The sequence below is a fragment of the Plantibacter sp. genome, assembly GCF_059073635.1.
On the sequence record NZ_JCACOF010000010.1, the window covers coordinates 221,489 to 238,348 of the forward strand.

Annotated in this window: 15 protein-coding genes and 1 pseudogene; 11 read left to right on the forward strand and 5 right to left on the reverse strand. The window is 71.0% G+C overall.

The features are described from left to right. Positions 1-158: 158 nt before the first annotated feature. Positions 159-1,493 (forward strand): aminotransferase class III-fold pyridoxal phosphate-dependent enzyme, encoded by a 1,335-nt coding sequence (locus tag AC5JOC_RS13265; RefSeq protein WP_426738482.1) that lies wholly within the window; start codon positions 159-161, stop codon positions 1,491-1,493. 22 nt (positions 1,494-1,515) lie between these two features. Here AC5JOC_RS13265 and AC5JOC_RS13270 read toward each other — a convergent pair whose 3' ends face one another. After that, positions 1,516-2,346, reverse strand: a complete 831-nt coding sequence (locus tag AC5JOC_RS13270) for a DUF3097 domain-containing protein (protein ID WP_071262446.1) — start codon at positions 2,344-2,346, stop codon at positions 1,516-1,518. A 185-nt stretch (positions 2,347-2,531) separates the two neighbouring features. After that, positions 2,532-3,278, reverse strand: coding sequence for a gamma-glutamyl-gamma-aminobutyrate hydrolase family protein (locus AC5JOC_RS13275; RefSeq protein ID WP_124769603.1), 747 nt, complete (start codon positions 3,276-3,278; stop codon positions 2,532-2,534). Between the two features lie 316 nt (positions 3,279-3,594). On the opposite strand from AC5JOC_RS13275, the gene AC5JOC_RS13280 reads away from it, so the two are divergent. The 5 genes from AC5JOC_RS13280 to AC5JOC_RS13300 all read left to right on the forward strand — a co-directional run bounded on the left by AC5JOC_RS13280 (position 3,595) and on the right by AC5JOC_RS13300 (position 9,235). Next, the gene (locus tag AC5JOC_RS13280; protein ID WP_494246547.1) at positions 3,595-5,628 is read left to right on the forward strand and encodes a TPM domain-containing protein; all 2,034 of its coding nucleotides are present in this window, start codon (positions 3,595-3,597) and stop codon (positions 5,626-5,628) included. Between the two features lie 74 nt (positions 5,629-5,702). Continuing rightward, entirely contained in the window at positions 5,703-6,476 is a 774-nt protein-coding gene (locus AC5JOC_RS13285) for a PspA/IM30 family protein (RefSeq protein WP_064295284.1), read from the forward strand. A 79-nt stretch (positions 6,477-6,555) separates the two neighbouring features. After that, positions 6,556-7,416 (forward strand): arginase family protein, encoded by an 861-nt coding sequence (locus AC5JOC_RS13290; RefSeq protein ID WP_064295283.1) that lies wholly within the window; start codon positions 6,556-6,558, stop codon positions 7,414-7,416. Continuing rightward, positions 7,413-8,828 carry a dihydrolipoyl dehydrogenase family protein gene (locus AC5JOC_RS13295; RefSeq protein WP_494246548.1) on the forward strand — a complete coding sequence of 472 codons (1,416 nt, stop codon included), beginning with the start codon at positions 7,413-7,415 and terminating at the stop codon, positions 8,826-8,828. Before AC5JOC_RS13290 ends, AC5JOC_RS13295 begins: the two co-directional genes overlap by 4 nt. Continuing rightward, on the forward strand, positions 8,825-9,235 hold the full coding sequence (locus tag AC5JOC_RS13300; RefSeq protein ID WP_064295281.1) for a hypothetical protein: 411 nt from the start codon (positions 8,825-8,827) through the stop codon (positions 9,233-9,235). The genes AC5JOC_RS13295 and AC5JOC_RS13300 overlap by 4 nt, the downstream gene beginning before the upstream one ends. Before the next feature lie 48 nt (positions 9,236-9,283). On the opposite strand, the gene AC5JOC_RS13305 is transcribed toward AC5JOC_RS13300, so the two are convergent. Then, complete coding sequence (locus AC5JOC_RS13305; RefSeq protein WP_159453431.1) at positions 9,284-9,739, reverse strand: SIP domain-containing protein; 456 nt, start codon at positions 9,737-9,739, stop codon at positions 9,284-9,286. A gap of 273 nt (positions 9,740-10,012) precedes the next feature. On the opposite strand from AC5JOC_RS13305, the gene AC5JOC_RS13310 reads away from it, so the two are divergent. The 5 genes and pseudogenes from AC5JOC_RS13310 (at position 10,013) to AC5JOC_RS13330 (ending at position 14,949) form a co-directional block, all read left to right on the forward strand. After that, a complete protein-coding gene (locus AC5JOC_RS13310; protein WP_086473978.1) occupies positions 10,013-11,521 on the forward strand; it encodes an ABC transporter substrate-binding protein in 1,509 nt (502 codons plus the stop codon). After that, positions 11,518-12,477 carry an ABC transporter permease gene (locus AC5JOC_RS13315; protein ID WP_079707217.1) on the forward strand — a complete coding sequence of 320 codons (960 nt, stop codon included), beginning with the start codon at positions 11,518-11,520 and terminating at the stop codon, positions 12,475-12,477. The genes AC5JOC_RS13310 and AC5JOC_RS13315 overlap by 4 nt, the downstream gene beginning before the upstream one ends. Further along, a complete protein-coding gene (locus AC5JOC_RS13320; RefSeq protein WP_494246549.1) occupies positions 12,474-13,385 on the forward strand; it encodes an ABC transporter permease in 912 nt (303 codons plus the stop codon). The genes AC5JOC_RS13315 and AC5JOC_RS13320 overlap by 4 nt, the downstream gene beginning before the upstream one ends. Next, positions 13,382-14,170 (forward strand): ABC transporter ATP-binding protein, encoded by a 789-nt coding sequence (locus AC5JOC_RS13325; protein ID WP_124769609.1) that lies wholly within the window; start codon positions 13,382-13,384, stop codon positions 14,168-14,170. Before AC5JOC_RS13320 ends, AC5JOC_RS13325 begins: the two co-directional genes overlap by 4 nt. Continuing rightward, positions 14,163-14,949, forward strand: a pseudogene (locus AC5JOC_RS13330) (ABC transporter ATP-binding protein). Before AC5JOC_RS13325 ends, AC5JOC_RS13330 begins: the two are co-directional and overlap by 8 nt. 33 nt (positions 14,950-14,982) lie before the next feature. Here AC5JOC_RS13330 and AC5JOC_RS13335 read toward each other — a convergent pair. Both AC5JOC_RS13335 and AC5JOC_RS13340 read right to left on the reverse strand, forming a co-directional pair. Further along, positions 14,983-15,936, reverse strand: a complete 954-nt coding sequence (locus AC5JOC_RS13335) for an oxygenase MpaB family protein (RefSeq protein WP_494246550.1) — start codon at positions 15,934-15,936, stop codon at positions 14,983-14,985. 129 nt (positions 15,937-16,065) lie between these two features. Next, positions 16,066-16,830, reverse strand: coding sequence for a class I SAM-dependent methyltransferase (locus tag AC5JOC_RS13340; protein ID WP_494246551.1), 765 nt, complete (start codon positions 16,828-16,830; stop codon positions 16,066-16,068). Positions 16,831-16,860: the final 30 nt, after the last annotated feature.

Below are 16,860 nucleotides of genomic sequence, written 5' to 3' on the forward strand. Positions count from 1 at the left end.
CGCGATCCCCTGTCGTCCGGCTGTTCAGCGCCGCCAACGGTAGGCAGCGCGCATGGACGGTTGGTGAACACCAGTCAACCGCCAGATGTCGTGGAATCGTCGGCGACGCTCCGTCGGCCCCAGGCATCCTCGGAGGACGCGCGCCTACCATGGCCTGCATGACCATCGACTACTCCGTGCCCCAGGAACGCCAGCTCGTGACCGCCATCCCCGGCCCCCGATCGCTCGCCCTCACGGAACGGCGCCGCCGGGCGGTGTCACGCGGTGCCGGCAACCTCGCGCCGGTGTGGATGGACCACGGCTCCGGCGGCATCCTCGTGGACGTCGACGGCAACCACATCATCGACCTCGGAACGGGCATCGGCGTGACGACCATCGGGCACGCCCACCCCGACGTCGCCGCAGCCGCAGCCGAGCAGGCGACGAAGCTCACGCACACGCTCTTCACCGTGACGCCCTACGAGAACTACCTGCGCGTCGCGGAGAAGCTGTCCGAGATCACGCCGGGCGACTTCGAGAAGCGCTCGATCCTCCTGAACTCCGGTGCCGAGGCCGTCGAGAACGCGGTGAAGATCGCGAAGAAGTACACCGGACGTCGCGCGATCGTCGCCCTCGACCACGCCTTCCACGGACGCACGAACCTGACGATGGCGATGACCTACCGGCCGGCGCCCGAGCGCCTCGGGTTCGGCCCGTTCCCGGGTGAGATCTACAGCGTCCCGCTCTCCTACCCCTTCCGCGACGGACTCGACGGACCGGCGGCTGCCGAGGTGACGATCGACTACATCGAGCGGCACATCGGTGCGAGCGAGGTCGCCGCGTTCTTCGCCGAACCGGTCCTCGGCGACGGCGGCATCGTCATCCCCGCGCCCGGCTACTTCGCGCGCATCAGCGAGTGGTGCACCGAGAACGGGATCGTGTTCGTCGCCGACGAGATCCAGGCCGGCATCGGCCGCACCGGCGCCTGGTACTCGATCGAGCACCACGGCGTCGTGCCCGATCTCATCACGAGCGCCAAGGGCATCGCCGGCGGCTTCCCGCTGTCGGCCGTGACCGGGCGCGCCGAGATCATGGACGCCGTCCAGCCCGGTGGCATCGGCGGCACCTTCGGGGGCAACCCGGTGTCCACGGCGGCCGCGCTCGCGACGTTCGAGGTCATCGAGCGCGAGGACCTGCTGGGCGAGGCCCGTCGGGTGGAGGCGACCCTGCGATCGCTCATGGGCGACTGGGCCGAGCGGTTCGACATCGTCGGCGAAGTCCGGATCATCGGTGCGATGGCCGGCGTCGAGTTGGTCGTCCCCGGCACGAAGCAGCCGCACCCCACGGCACTGCAGACCGTCATCGACGCGGCGATCGCCCAGGGCGTGCTCGTGCTCGACGCCGGCTCCTGGGACTCGGTGCTGCGACTCCTCCCGAGCGCGGTCATGTCCGACGAGCTCCTCCGCGACGCGGTGTCCGTCCTCGAGGACGCCCTGGGGCAGGTCTCCTCCTAGCCGCGGCGGTCGCGCGGGCGGGTCAGTCGACGGTGACGAAGTCGATGAGCTGTTCGACGCGACCGAGGAGTTCCGGCTCGAGGTCGTTGAAGGTCCGGACCTGACCGAGGATGCGCTTCCAGGCCCGGGCGATGTCGGCCTGCGAGTCGTGCGGCCAGCCGAACGCCTGGCAGATGCCCTTCTTCCACTCGATGGAGCGAGGGATGGTCGGCCACTCGCGCAGGCCGACCCTGGCGGGCTTCACGGCCTGCCAGACGTCGACGTACGGGTGCCCGACGATGAGGACGTTCCGGCCGTTCGGTCCGGCCATGACGGCGTCGGCGATCCGCTGCTCCTTCGAGCCGGGAACCAGATGGTCGACGAGGACGCCGACACGGCGGTCCGGGCCCGGCCGGAACTCGGCGAGCGCGGCGTCGAGGTGGTCGACGCCCGCGAGGTACTCGACGACGACGCCCTCCACGCGGAGGTCGTCGCCCCAGACCCGCTCGACGAGTTCCGCGTCGTGGCGACCCTCGACGAAGATCCGGCTCGCGCGAGCCACCCGAGCGGTCGTCTCCACCGCGAAGGAGCCGGAGGCGGTGCGCGCCCGCCCCGTCGGTGCGCGCTTCGGCACGACGAGGACGACGGGTTCACCCTCGAGGAGGAACCCCGCCCCCATGGGGAACACGCGTCGCTTGCCGCGGTAGTCCTCGAGCTCGACCGTCTTCGCCTCGACGCGCGTGATCGCGCCGCAGAAGCCGCCGAGTTCCTCGACCACGAGGTCGGTCACCGCCTCGACCTCACGGGCCACCACGCGGTTCTTCTTCCGCCAGTCCCCCGCGAGGACGTCCTGACCGTACCTGTCTTCGAACACCCGTCAACGCTAACCAACCCTCCGACCTTTCTCAGGACGGCCTCGGCGTGGCGCGGCCGACACGCCGCAATCCAGGCTCGACACGCCGACGCCGTCCTGAGTTGGGGACATGTCGAGCGGTGGGTCGCCTGCAGCGGGAGGGCCTCCTGGCATGCGAAGCCGCCCGGTGCGGAGACACGCCCCGACTAGGCTGCGGCGCGCTCAGCCTCGCGGGCGAGACCGCCGAGCAGGAGCCCGAGCTGGTCGTCCACGGTGCCGGGGTCCTCCGGGTGCCATTGCACGCCGGTGATCGGCAGGGTGCGGTGCTCGATCGCCTCGACGGTGCCGTCGGAGGCCCAGGCGACGGCACGCAGGCCCTCGCCGAGCTCGCCGACCGACTGGTGGTGGGCGCTCTGCACCTGGAGGTGACGGGCACCGAGTCGGAATGCGAGGGCACTCGAGGGGTCGAGCTCGACCTCGTGCGGGGTCATGCTCTCATCGACCGGGACACCCTCGTTGCGGTGGGCGCTGTGCTCACCGAGGTCCTGCACGAGCGTCCCACCGAGGGCGACGTTGATGATCTGGTGACCGCGGCAGATCCCGAGCAGCGGTGTGCCCCGCTCGGCGGCGCGACGGGCGACCGCGAGCTGGGCGCGGTCGGCCTCGGGGAAGTGCTGGCCTTCGGCGCGGTAGCCGGTGGTGCCGCCGTACTGGGCGGGATCGATGTCGGCTCCACCCATGATGACGACGGCGGAGGCCCCGTCGGTCGAGGCGAGGAGTGCTTCGGTGCCGAGGTCGTGCGCGGCCAACCGGGTCACGCGCCAGCCGGCCCGTTCGGCAGCGGCGATGGTCCGTCCGACGAGGATCTGCACGTACTCGTGGTACGCCTGGTCGTCCTCACGGAACCTGGTGACCTCGACGAGCGCCAGCATGGGTGAGACGTGTCCTTGCATGATGCTCCTTCCAGGGGTTCCGTGAGGTGACTCGACCAGTCTCGCCGGGCAGATGCCCTCGCGCGAGTGGCCGCGTCATGGTCGGTAACAGAGTCCGTCACGGTCGGTGACAGCGTCACGGTCGGTGTCGGCGAAGCCCCGTCACCGCCGTATAGCACAGCTCTGGTTCGGTGCGCTCGCTGGGAGCCCGCTGTAGAGATGTCGAGGGCCCGGACCTAGACTCGGAACCGAGCCGCGGGGTGGGGCTCCAGGGTCCGAACGAGTGACGAGGTGGCCGATGCGGGTTCGCTGGGCGGTATCGATCTGGGCGTTCTGCGTGGCCGTGCTCCTCGGAGCGGGAGCCACCGCCGCCTGGGCGGAGAGCCCGGTGCAGCTCGGGGCCGGGCGCGTGAGCGACAGCGCGGGTGTCCTCAGCAGCGGTGAGGTCACCGAGGTCACGACGGCCGTCGACGACCTGGCCGCGGATCACGGCGTCGACCTCTGGGTGGTCTACGTACCGACCTTCACCGACCCGAGTGACGCCGAGTCCTGGGCGAACCAGACCGCGAAGGACAACAACCTCGGACCGAACCAGTACCTGCTGGCCGTGGCGACCGAGGACCGCGCCTACTACCTCTCCGGCGACTCCAGCGGACCGGTGAGCGGCGATCAGCTGACCGAGATCGAGCAGCAGCGCATCCTGCCGCAGCTGCGTGACGACGACTGGGCCGGCGCCGGCGTCGCTGCCGCCGAAGGCCTGGGCGCCGCCGTCGGCGGCGGGTCGATCGGAGGCACCGGTGGCGGCTCAGGGGGCTCGGCCGGTTGGTTGACCATCCTGCTGATCGTGGTCGTCGCCGTCGTGGCCGTCATCCTCCTGGTCGTCTTCCTCCGCCGGCGCCGCGCTGCGAACGGCGACGGCGCGGTGACCGCGGGCCAGCAGGGGGCACCGGTCGACCCGCTGACCACCGCCCCGATCCCCGAGCTCGAACGACTCGCCGGCAGTGCGCTCGTCCAGACCGACGACGCCGTCCGGACGAGCGAGGAGGAGCTCGGCTTCGCCACCGCCTCCTACGGCGAACCGGCCACGGCCGCGTTCACCGCCGCCCTCGCCGGAGCGAAGGACGACCTCGCACACGCCTTCGCGCTCAAGCAGCGGCTCGACGACGCCGAGCCGGACACCGAGCAGCAACAGCGCGACTGGAACCTCCAGATCATCCGGCTCTGCGAGCACGCGAACCACGTGCTCGATGAACAAGCAGCCTCCTTCGACGAGCTCCGCGCGCTCGAGAAGAACGCACCCGCCGCGGTCGAGGAGCTGCGAGCCAGGGCGGCCGCGGCCGGACCGACGGTGACGGCCGCGCAAGACGCGGTGCGCGCCCTGCAGACGCGCTACAGCCCCGACGCCCTCATCACCGTGATCGACAACCCGGCGCAGGCGACGGAGCGTCTCGCCTTCGCCACCGCGGCGATCTCGGACGCAGCTGCACGGCTCGCCGCCGGAGACTCGGGCGAGGCCGCCGTCGGCATCCGAGCCGCCGAGGAAGCGCTCGACCAGGCCACCCAGCTCACCGGGGCCGTGAAGCGGCTGCAGGCCGACCTGACGACCGCCGAGCAGCACCTCGCCGCCCGACTGGCCGAATTGGACGGAGACGTCGCCGCGGCTGGCGGCCAACCGGACCCGACCGGCACCCTCGCCGCGGCGGTCGCGAGCACCACCGCGACGGTCTCCCAGGTTCGCGGCGCGCTCGGCGCACCGAACAACCCGATCGCCCTCCTCGCCCGCCTGGATGCGGCGAACACGCAGATCGACGGTGCTCTCCAAGGGGTGCGCACCGCGGCGGAGCAGCGACAGCGCGCCGCAGCCGCCCTCGGACAGACCCTGCAGACGGCGGGCGCGCAGGTGTCGGCTGCAGAGGACTTCATCGTCTCGCGGCGCGGAGCCGTCGGCCCGGAGGCCCGGACGCGCCTCGCCGAAGCCGGCCGCACCCTCGTGCAGGCCCAGGGCCTCGCCGCCAACGACCCGACGCAGGCGCTCTCCCTCGCCCAGCGCGCCAACTCGCTCGCGAGTCAAGCGGTGCAGCTCGCCCAGGCCGACCTCGGGCAGTTCCAGAGCCAGTCGGCGGGCGGACTCGACGGCATGTTCGGCGGCGGCCAGGGGCAGCAGGGCGGCAACGGGATGCTCGGTGCCGTCCTCGGCGGCATCCTGATCAACTCCGTCCTCGGCGGCGGCGGGTCCCGTTCCGGCGGCGGCATGTTCGGCGGCGGAGGATCGAGCGGCGGCATGTTCGGCGGCGGCTCCGGTCGCTCACGCAGCGCCGGCAGCTTCGGTGGCGGCGGCACCCGTTCCCGACGCGGCGGCGGTCGCTTCTGATCCGCGGCACCACCCACCTCATCACCAGACACCGACCGACACGACCCAGCAGGACACGAGAGAGGAACCACACCATGGCAGAGAAGCAGTCCATCTTCGGACGCATCGCCCAGCTGACCAAGGCCAACATCAACGCGCTGCTCGACTCCGCCGAGGACCCGCAGAAGATGCTCGACCAGATGGTCCGGGACTACACGAACTCGATCGCCGACGCCGAGAGCGCGATCGCCGAGACGATCGGCAACCTCCGGCTCCTCGAGCAGGACCACCAGCAGGACGTCGAGGCGGCCTCCGAGTGGGGCACCAAGGCGCTGGCCGCGAGTCGCAAGGCCGACGAATACCGTCAGGCGGGCAACGCCGCGGACGCCGACAAGTTCGACAACCTCGCGAAGATCGCGCTCCAGCGCCAGATCGGCGCCGAGAACGAGGCCAAGCAGGCCGAGCCGCAGCTGGCCTCGCAGACGAAGGTCGTCGAGCAGCTGAAGAACGGCCTCAACGGCATGAAGACGAAGCTCGAGCAGCTGAAGACGAAGCGCAGCGAGCTCGTCGCCCGGGCCAAGACCGCGGAGGCCCAGCGCAAGGTCGCGGATGCGGTCGGCAGCATCGACATCATGGACCCGACGAGCGACCTGAGCCGCTACGAGGACAAGATCCGCCGCGAGGAGGCGAAGGTGCTCGGCCAGCAGGAGCTCGCCGCGTCGAGTCTCGACGCGCAGTTCAACGACCTCGAGGACCTCGGCGAGCTGACCGAGGTCGAGGCCCGCCTCGCCGCGCTGAAGGGCGGCGGTTCCGCGTCTCCCGCGATCGAGTCCTCCGGCCCCGAGTACACGCCGAACGCCGGCCAGTAGTGCCGATCCGACGGGCCCTCGGGACCTCCCGAGGGCCCGTCGCCCTCGCCCCCTCGCACCACCTCCAGGAAGGCACCGCATGACGAAGTTCGTCGTCGTCCCCCAGTGGCAGGGCTCCGGTTCGTCCAGGGCCATGCAGTTGATCGATGGAGCCGAGGCGATCCGTGGCGACCTGCCCACGGCGGCCACGACACTCGTCCACGTGCCGACGGAGGCCGGCGAGGCCCTCGACACCGACATCCGGCGCGCCAGTTCCCTCGTGACGACCGCGGAACTCCAACGTCAGGCGCTCGTCGGGATCGACGAGCCCGTCATCACCATCGGTGGGGACTGCGGCGTCGAACTCGCGTCGGTCGGTGAGGCCCTCCGACGCGACCCCGGCATCGCCGTCGTCTGGTTCGACGCCCACGGCGACCTCAACACCCCGCTCAGCTCGCCGTCCGGGTCGTTCAGCGGCATGGTCGCCCGAGCACTGACCGGCGAAGGCGCCGCGATGCTCCTGCCCGAGGCCCCACTCGATCCCGCCCGGCTCGTCCTCGTGGGGGTGCGCGACCTCGACGACGGTGAACTCGCCCACATCGAGGAGCGTGGCATCCCCATGGTCTCCTCGGTGATGACGAGCGCCGCCGAGGTGGTCGCCGCCGTCGAGGCGACGGGCGCCGACCGCGTCTACCTGCACGTGGACGTCGACGTCCTCGACCCCGCCGTCATCGCCGGCGTCAGCTCGGCCGTCCCCTTCGGTCTCGAACTCGGCACCCTGCTGGACTGCATCACCGCGCTCCGCGCGCGGTTCGGCTTCGCCGGGGCCGGCGTCACGGGCTTCTCCCCCGGTTCCCCCGACGCCGCAGCCGACGACCTCGGCACCATCCTCCGCATCATCGGCGCGATCAGTCGCGAACCGAAGCCCGACAGCACCAACCCGACAGGAGTCACCCCATGAGCCGTACCGTCGATCTCGTCGTCATCGGAGCCGGACCCGTCGGCGAGAACGTCGCCGACTACGCCCACAAGAGCGGTCTGAGCGTCGTCATCGTCGAGAGCGAACTGGTCGGCGGTGAGTGCTCCTACTGGGCCTGCATGCCGTCCAAGGCCCTCATCCGATCGGGCGCCGCCCTGCGTGCCGCCAAGCGCACGGGTGGAGCCATCCCCGAGGACACCGCGCTCGACCCGCTCAAGGTCCTCGCGCGACGGGACTCGTTCACGAGCGACTGGTCGGACGACGGCCAGGTCGAGTGGCTCCAGGGCGCCGGCATCGAGCTGGTGCGTGGGCACGGTCGACTGACCGGCGAGCGCGAGGTCACCGTGACGGCCGCCGACGGCTCGACGACCGTGCTCACGGCGACGCACGCCGTCGCGGTCTGCACCGGATCCGCCGCGCTCCTGCCCGACATCGCGGGGCTGGCGGCGGTGGAGCCATGGACGAGCCGCGAGGCCACGAGCGTCCAGACCCTGCCAGCGTCCGTCGCCTTCCTCGGTGGCGGCGTCGTCGCCGTCGAGCTCGCGACGGCCTACCGCTCACTCGGGGTCGACGTCACGCTCGTCGCCCGCAGTGGCCTGCTCGGCAACACCGAACCGTTCGCCGGCGAGCTCGTCGAGTCCTCCCTGCGTGAGCTCGGCGTGACGATCGTGCACGCCTCCCCCACCGCCGTCTCCCGGGCCGCCGACGGTGCCGTCACGCTCGAGTTCGACGATCGGGACGCGGTGACGACGGCGGAACTCGTCGTGGCCACCGGCCGGACGCCACGGACGGACGACCTCGGGCTCGAGACCGTCGGCCTGGAACCGGGTGCCTGGATCGAGGTCGACGATCAGCTCCTCGCCCACGGCAGCGACTGGCTGTACGCCGTCGGCGACGTCAACCACCGGGCACTCCTGACGCACCAGGGCAAGTACCAGGCACGCGCCGCGGGCGCGGTCATCGCGGCACGGGCGAACGGCGAGGACGTCGACACCAGCCCGTGGAGCGACCACGCGGCGACCGCCGACCACCGTGCCGTGCCGCAGGTCGTCTTCTCCGAACCGGAGGTCGCCGCCGTCGGACTCACGGCCGCGCAGGCCGAGGCGGCGGGGATCGACCACCGGGTGGTCGACTACGACCTCGGTGGCATCGCGGGCTCGAGCCTCCACGCCGACGGCTACACCGGGCAGGCGAGGATGGTCGTCGACGAGGAGCGCGGCGTGATCATCGGGATGACCTTCGTGGGTCAGGACGTCGCCGAACTCGTCCACGCGGCGACGATCGCCGTCGTGGGTGAGGTGCCGCTGCACCGCCTCTGGCACGCGGTGCCGTCCTACCCGACGATGAGCGAGATCTGGCTGCGACTCCTCGAGACCTACCGGAGCGGTGCGTGACCCGTCCCGGCGACGTCGACGAGCCGCGGAGCCGTCGTTCCGGCGGCCCGTGGCTCGACTCACCCCTGAGCCGGATCGGGTACTGGTACGCCACGCTCACCGGGCTCGTCTGGGGCGCACTCTGGAGCACCGGTCCGGTCGAACGGCGGGGCGGGATGATCGTCTTCCGCGGGATGCCGTCGTGGACGTTCGGCCGAGGTGGCTCATGCGTCGGCGGGGTGTACCTCACCGACCGGAACGTGTCGACCCGGGTGCTCGAACACGAGGCGGTGCACAAGCGGCAGTGGCAGCGGTACGGCATGCTCTTCCCGCTGATGTACGCGATCGCCGGTCGTGATCCGCTCCGGAACCGGTTCGAGATCGAAGCCGGTCTCGAAGCGGGAGGCTACCTGCCGAAGCGCCGCTGACGAGCGTCGCGGCGTCCGTGCGAGTGTCGTGCTCGGTGCGAGGTCGTGTCAGTGCGATGCGCGCTCGACCGAGCTCGAGCGCTGACGTGCGCCGATGCTCGCCAGGGTCATCCTGAGGTCGTTCCGGAGACCCGTGAGGTGCTCCGTCTCGCCGCCGATCCACACGTGGTAGTCGGCCGCGTCGTGTCCGTCGACGTCGAGCATCTCGCTCGCCCAGGCCCGGGTCGCTCGCGCGACGGCCTGACCGCGTGCGCACCGGCTGCCCGTTCCGGGTTCCCCCGAACGCGCTGCGCGGACGAGCCACGTCACGACGACGCGTCCCGGCGAGTCGAGGGTGGTGATCGACGCGGCGTCGTCGACCTCGACGAACACCTGACCGCGGGCGCAGATGGGGAGCAGCGCGAGGACCTCGGCCAGCTCGCCGACCGACGACTCGTCGCCCGCGAGCAGCACGTGGCGTGCGTCCGCGACGGCGAACTCCGCCGGATCCTCGAAATAGCTCACGCGATCAGTATAGGCGAGCCTAAGCTCACTTCGATCCCCTGCGCAGGGTCTTCCAAGGCGGCGGAGCACATCACGATCCGATCACTCTGTGACGCCCCCTGACACCGTGGCTGGCACCACACACGTCGACTGGGTACGCTCGCTGGAGCCCCAGCGATGCGGCTTTCCGGACGCGGTCCAGTATTCACGCGGCCCAGGCGGGAATGCCCGCTGCCCGGAACCGGTTGTGCGTCTCCAGATGCCGGCCACTCCAGCATCCCCGAAAGGACCTCCATGCGTCATCGTCAGCTGCGTCGTCAGCTCCTCACCGCCGCGATCGCGGTCACCGGCGCCGCCCTCGTCCTCACCGGCTGCGCAGGCCCGGCCGCGACGCCGACGCCCGACGCCGACGCGACCCTGCGGGTCGGTCTCGTCCTGGAGCCCTCCGACCTCAACATCCGCACCACCTCCGGCGCCGCGCTCGACCAGATCCTCATCGACAACGTCTACCAGGGCCTCGTGTCCCGCACCGAGGACAACCAGATCGTCGACACGCTCGCGAAGAGCCACGACATCAGCGCCGACGGTCTCACCTACACCTTCGTCCTCCGCGACGGCGTGACCTTCCACGACGGCGCCGCCCTGACCGCGGCCGACGTCGTCGACTCCATCACCCAGGTGCAGCAGGACCCGACCTTCGTCGACAACGTGGCGCTCCAGAAGGTCGCCTCGATCACGGCCGTCGACGACTCGACCGTGCAGTTGCAGCTCACCTCGCCCGACTCCAACCTGTTGTGGACCCTGACCGGACGCGCAGGACTCGTGCTGGAGTCGGGCGCCACCAACGACCTGTCGACGACCGCCAACGGCACCGGGCCGTTCACCTTGAAGACCTGGAAGCAGGGCGACAGCATCACCTTCGACCGGAACGCGAAGTACTGGGGCGACGCTCCGAAGGTCAAGGAGGTCGTCTTCAGCTACATCCCCGACGCCTCCTCCGCCGTCAACGCCACCCTCGCCGGCGAACTCGACGTGCAGACGGCGCTCGACGCGAACCTCAAGGACCAGATCACCCGCGCCGACGGGTTCAGCATCACCGAGGGCAAGACGACCGACAAGTACACCCTCGCCTTCAACAACCAGCGCGCTCCCCTGAACGACCCCCTCGTCCGGCAGGCGCTCCGCTCCGCCATCGACCACGCCGCGATCGTCGAGGCCGTCGGCGGCGCCGCGGTCGAGCAGTACGGACCGATCCCCGAGCTCGACCCGGGCTACGAGAACCTCAGCGAGCTCGTGAAGTACGACCCGGAACAGGCGAAGGCGCTCCTCGCCCAGGCCGGCCAGGAGAACCTGTCCCTGACGCTCACGATCCCGAGCTTCTACGGCACCTCGGTGGCCAACGTCCTGGTGTCCGAGTTCAAAGCCATCGGCGTCACCCTCACCGTCAAGAGCGTCGAGTTCCCGACCTGGCTGAACGACGTCTACACGAACAAGGACTACGACCTCAGCTACGTGAACCACGTCGAGGCACGCGACTTCCAGAACTGGGCGAACCCGAACTACTACTTCGGCTACGACAACGCGCAGGTCCAGTCGCTCTATGCTGAATCCGTAGCGGCGACCGATCCGGCCGTCGCAGCCCAGAAGCTCAAGGAGGCGGCGTACCTCGTGTCGAAGGACAACGCCGCCGACTGGCTCTACACCGCGATCACCCTCACGGTGGTGCGCGACGGCGTGACCGGCTTCCCCGTGGACTCGGTCAACTCGCGCATCAACCTGGCGAAGGTCGCCGTGACCGGGTGACCCGCTTCATCCTGACGAGGCTGGTACTCCTCCTCGTCGGGCTCCTCGCCGCGAGCGCCCTGATCTTCTTCACCATCAGGGTGCTCCCGGGCGACGTCGCCCAGGTCATCGCAGGAACGGACGCGACGCCCGAAGCGGTCGCCGCGATCCGTGAACAGTTGGGACTCGGCCAGCCCGTCCTCCTGCAGTACCTCGACTGGATCGGCGGGTTGCTCCGCGGCGATCTCGGGAACTCGCTCATCACGGGCACCCCCGTCGCCAGCGAACTCGCCCAGAAGGCGCAGGTGACCGTCCCGCTCGGCATCATGGCCCTCGTGATCGCCCTCGCGTTCAGTGTGCCGCTCGGGGTGTTGGCGGCCGTCCGGCGCACCCGCGCGACGGGCGTCGTCATCTCCTTCGCGTCGCAGGGGCTCGCCGCCGTCCCGGTCGTCTGGGCCGGCATGATGCTCGTGCTCCTCTTCGCCGTCGTACTCGGTTGGCTCCCGGCGCAGGGCTTCCCGCGCGCGGGCTGGAACGATCCGCTGGCGGCGATCCGCGCCCTCCTCCTCCCGGCACTCACGATCGGCGTCGTCGAGGGCGCGGTCCTGCTGCGCTTCGTCCGTTCCGCCGCCCTCGACGCGATCGGCCAGGACTACGTCCGGACGGCGGCGGCGAAGGGGCTGACCCGTTCGCAGGCACTCATCCGCCATGGGCTGCCGAACGTGGCGCTCTCGGTCGTCACCGTGCTCGGGCTCCAGATCGCCGGGCTCATCGTCGGCAGCGTCATCATCGAACAGCTCTTCACGCTGCCCGGCATCGGGCGCATGCTCGTCGCCGACGTCGGCAACCGCGACCTCGTGAAGGTGCAGGGCGAGCTCCTCGTCCTCACCGGGGTGGTCCTCGTGATCGGTGCCGTCGTGGACGTCGTCCACCGTCTCGCAGACCCCCGACTCCGAGAACGGGAGCGGACCACATGACCGCCCGTCAGGATCACCCGCGTCGGCGCGCGGCATCAGGCGGACTCCGCACGCTCGTGTCCGGCCCGGCCGGCGTGTTCGGGCTCGTCGTGGTCGCCCTGCTCCTCCTGAGCGCCGGCGTCTCCTTCCTCTGGACGCCGTACGACCCCCAGCTCACCGATCCGTTCGCGAAGTGGCTGGCTCCGTCGCCGGCCCATCTGCTCGGCACGGACGAGGTCGGACGCGACATCTTCAGCCTGCTGCTCGTCGGTGCGCGGGTGACCGTGGCCGTCGCGATCGGTTCCGCAGTCGTCTCGACGGTCATCGGGGTCGCCCTCGCCGCCCTCGGTTCGCTCACGCGGCGCTGGGTCCGGGAGACGGTCGCGGTGCTGATCGACATCCTCATCGCGTTCCCCACACTGCTCATCGCCATGATGATCGCCTCGGTCTTCGGCGGCTCGCTGTGGGTCGTCATCTGGGCGGTGGGCATCAGCTTCGGCGTGAACATCGCCCGGGTGACCCGCCCCGAGATCCGCCGGGTCTCGCACAGCGAGTACGTGCTCGCCGGCAAGGCCGCCGGTCTCGGACCGGTGAGGAACCTGACGCGGCATCTGCTGCCGAACGTCGCACCGGTGTTCATCGTCCAGCTGTCGTGGTCGATGGCGGTCGCGGTGCTCGCCGAGGCGGGCCTGTCGTACCTCGGCTACGGCGCCCCCTCCAGTGTCCCGTCCTGGGGTCGGATGCTCAGTGAACTGCAGACCTACCTCGCCGTGCACCCGCTGTCGGTGCTGTGGCCGGGGCTCGCCATCACCATCACCGTCCTCGCCCTGAACCTGCTGGGCGACGCCCTCCGGGACGCGACCGATCCGACCCTCGGTCGCCGGGGACCCGCCTCGACCCCCACCTCGCCCCAGGGGGTGACCGCATGAGTCTCGACGTCCAGGACCTCGTCGTCACGCTCGGCGGCCGCCGGGTCGTCGACGGCGTGAGCTTCAGCGTGCCGGCGGGCGCACGGTTCGGCCTCATCGGCGAGTCCGGATCCGGGAAGTCGCTGACGGCGCTGGCGATCCTCGGACTGCTCCCGGACGGCGCCTCGGTGAGCGGCAGCATCCGCTGGCAGGGCGAGGAACTCCTCGGCCGCGACGACCGCGAACTCGCGCGGATCCGCGGGCGTGAGATCGGGATCGTGTTCCAGGAACCTCGGACGGCGCTCAACCCGATCCGCACCATCGGACGCCAGATCGGCGAGCCGCTGCGCATCCACGAGGGGCTGTCGAAACGGGAGGCGCTCGACCGGGCCGTCGAACTCGCCGCGCGGGTCCGTCTGCCCGACCCCGAGCGCATCGTCCGGCGGTACCCGCACCAGCTGTCGGGCGGGCAACGCCAGCGGGTCGCGGCCGCCATCGCCCTCGCCTGCGGACCCTCCCTGCTCATCGCGGACGAGCCGACCACGGCGCTCGACGTCACCATCCAGTCGGAGATCCTCGGCCTCTTCGAGCGTCTCGTGAGCGAGACCGGGGCGTCCCTCGTCTTCATCACCCACGACCTCGCGGTCCTCTCCCGGATCGCCAGTGACGCCGTGGTGCTCGCGCAGGGGAAGGTCGTCGAGGCCGGGCCGGTGGCCCAACTGCTGTCGATGCCGGTGTCGCCCGTGACGCAGCGGCTGTTGGCCGCCGCGAAGACCATGAGCTGGAAGGGCGAGGACGATGACTGAGCCGCTGCTCCACGCCCAGGGGCTCGGACGGGTCTACACCAACCCGCGGGAGTCGCTCTTCCAGCGCCCGAGCCGCACCGTCGCGCTCCACCCGAGCGACCTCGTCGTCGCCCCCGGTGAGGCCGTCGGCATCATCGGCGAGTCGGGGTCGGGCAAGTCGACGCTCGTCCGCCTCCTGCTCGCCCTCGACACCCCGAGCTCCGGGACGGTCGCGTTCGACGGCCGTCCCGGTCAGCGCCGCGGCGAGCGCCAGGAGTCTGCACTGGTTCCGTCGACAGACGGGCGTGGTGTTCCAGGACCCGTACGCGTCGCTCGACCCGCGCATGAGCGTCGGGCGGATCGTCGCCGAGCCGCTCTCGGCGCTCGGGATCGAGGGCGACCACCGTTCCAAGGTCCGCGCGGTGCTCCGGCTCGTCGGGCTCGACGCCGACGCGGCCGACCGCTTCCCGCACGAGTTCTCGGGTGGTCAGCGCCAGCGCATCGCCCTCTCGCGCGCGATCGTCCACCGCCCGCGCCTCCTCGTCGGCGACGAACCGCTCAGCGCGCTCGACGTCACCGTCCGCGCGCAGATCCTCGAGTTGCTCGGCGGGCTGCGGCAGGAGCTCGGGCTGGCGATCGTGCTCGTCTCACACGACATCGGCGTGGTGCAGCATCTCTGCGACCGGGTCGTCGTCATGCGCGACGGGGCGATCGTCGAAGAGGGTCCGGTCGCCAAGGTCCTCAGTCGGCCCTCGCATCCGTACACGACCCAGTTGCTCGCCTCGGTCCCCCGCCTCTGACGCCGTCCCGGTCCCTGAGCCCGTCGAGCGGCCTCAGGCCGGCGGGTCCGCCAGGCGCCGGTGCCGGCGCAGGGCCGCGCGCTGGCTCGGTGACTCACCGTGCAGGACGAGCCCCACGATCCACAGGACGACCCGCGTCGCCGTCACGACCGGCAGCGGGATCGGGCCGAGATGGGCGGTGCGGAGCCCGAGGATGCGGCGGTACTCGGGTGGGATCGTCGCGACGGCGCCCGCGAAGAGGATCCCGTAGGCGGGGAGCAGCGAGCGGTCGAGCGGCGGTCGACGGAGGAACGCCAGGGTCTCGTCCACCCGCGGGCCGCCGGTCAGGTCGCCGGCGTCGAGGTACACGCGCAGCTGTCGGGCCAGCTCAGCCTCGGAGCGGGGCGGGTCGACGACGCCCATGAGTTCGCCCGCGAGTGCCCAGTCGGCCACATAGGCGTCCGCACCACCGGGGATCCGACCGCCCCAGGTCTGTCGCACGCTCAGGAAGGCGTCGGTGAACGCCAGGTGCACCCAGCGCAGGAGGTCCGGGTCGTTGGCCGCGTACGGGCGCACCACGCCATGGGCGTCGAGGTATTCCCCGACGACGCGTTCGTGGAGCTTGAGCACATAGTCGCTCGTCCGACGGGCCGTGTCACGGTCGCCGTAGGTGACGGTGAAGATCCAGCGGATGGTGCCGTCGAGCCGTCCGAGGGGGTCCTCCCGGTACCGGGACCAGTCGTGCACGCCGGCGAGCGCCCCGGGGTGGGCCGCCTGCAGGAGGAGCGCCCGGATGCCGGCGACCATGGTCTCGACACCGCCGTGCACCGTCCAGGCCGCGGAGTCGGGCGTGAAGAACCCCGCGTCGGTGCCGTCCTCGAGATCGAGCGTCCACTGCGGCGGGCGGTCCTGCTCCACCGCGAAGACCGCGAGGATGCGTGAGCGGAGCCCGGCGAGCAGTCGGGTGCGCAGGCGGGAGACCGGTCGCCGTCCGGTGCCGACATCCACCACTCGATCGTCCTCCACTCGCCGTCACGACGAGCCTACGTCGGGATGCCGGTGGCCCCACCCGTAGGGGGATCATCTCCTCTATTCCGGCCCCTGAGCCTGTCGAAGGGCGCCTCGGCAGGGCCCCGGTCACCGGGCGGGCTTGCGCGCTTCGATGAGGGTTCGGGAGGAGTGCGCGACGAACGGGCCGTCCTCCTGCAGGGAACGGTGCAGCTCCTGCAGGCGGTCGAGGTACCGCGCGGAGGTGAATCCGGGCACCATCCAGATCACCTTGCGCAGGAACCAGATGATCGCACCGACGTCGTGGAACTCGATCCGCAGCCGTTCGGTCCGCAGCTCCACGATCTCGAGTCCGGCGGCGCGGGCACCGTCGGCCTCGTCGTCAGGGTGACGTGCTCGACGGACGGCTTCGGGCTGCGGGCCGAGGAAGGCCTCGACGAGTTCGAACACGCTCGCCGGTCCGACGTGCTGGGCGAGGTAGCTTCCTCCTGGCGCGATCACCCGCGCCACGTCGCTCCAGTCCACGGCGACGGGATGCCGGCTCGACACGAGCGCGAACGAGCCGTCCGCGAACGGCAGTGGAGCACCCTCCTCCGTGCGAACGACGACGACGCCCCGCGGGTGCAGGCGGGCGGCGGCTCGGGCGAGGTTCGGTGGCCAGGACTCGGTGGCGGCGGCGAGCGGCGGAAGCACCGGCGCCGTGTCGAGCACCTCTCCCCCGCCGGTCTCGAGGTCGAGCGACGACGGGACGTCGGCCAGACGTCTCCCCAGCAGTTCGGAGAACCGCCAGGAGGGGCGCTCCTCACTGGCCCGGCCGTCGAGCCAGGAGAAGTCCCACCCGTCGACCGAGGCGGCGTCGGCCTCGGCGACGAGGTCGTCGAACGATCGTGACATGGTCTCCTCCGTGCGTGGCTCCGTGGTCGG

Bases quoted from the DNA above. Each gene is read 5' to 3' on its own strand.
- AC5JOC_RS13295 (WP_494246548.1), top strand. From the start codon at position 7,413: ATGAGCCGTACCGTCGATCTCGTCGTCATCGGAGCCGGACCCGTCGGC.
- AC5JOC_RS13275 (WP_124769603.1), bottom strand. From the start codon at position 3,278: ATGCAAGGACACGTCTCACCCATGCTGGCGCTCGTCGAGGTCACCAGG.
- AC5JOC_RS13310 (WP_086473978.1), top strand. From the start codon at position 10,013: ATGCGTCATCGTCAGCTGCGTCGTCAGCTCCTCACCGCCGCGATCGCG.
- AC5JOC_RS13325 (WP_124769609.1), top strand. From the start codon at position 13,382: ATGAGTCTCGACGTCCAGGACCTCGTCGTCACGCTCGGCGGCCGCCGG.
- AC5JOC_RS13320 (WP_494246549.1), top strand. From the start codon at position 12,474: ATGACCGCCCGTCAGGATCACCCGCGTCGGCGCGCGGCATCAGGCGGA.
- AC5JOC_RS13265 (WP_426738482.1), top strand. From the start codon at position 159: ATGACCATCGACTACTCCGTGCCCCAGGAACGCCAGCTCGTGACCGCC.
- AC5JOC_RS13340 (WP_494246551.1), bottom strand. From the start codon at position 16,830: ATGTCACGATCGTTCGACGACCTCGTCGCCGAGGCCGACGCCGCCTCG.
- AC5JOC_RS13285 (WP_064295284.1), top strand. From the start codon at position 5,703: ATGGCAGAGAAGCAGTCCATCTTCGGACGCATCGCCCAGCTGACCAAG.
- AC5JOC_RS13290 (WP_064295283.1), top strand. From the start codon at position 6,556: ATGACGAAGTTCGTCGTCGTCCCCCAGTGGCAGGGCTCCGGTTCGTCC.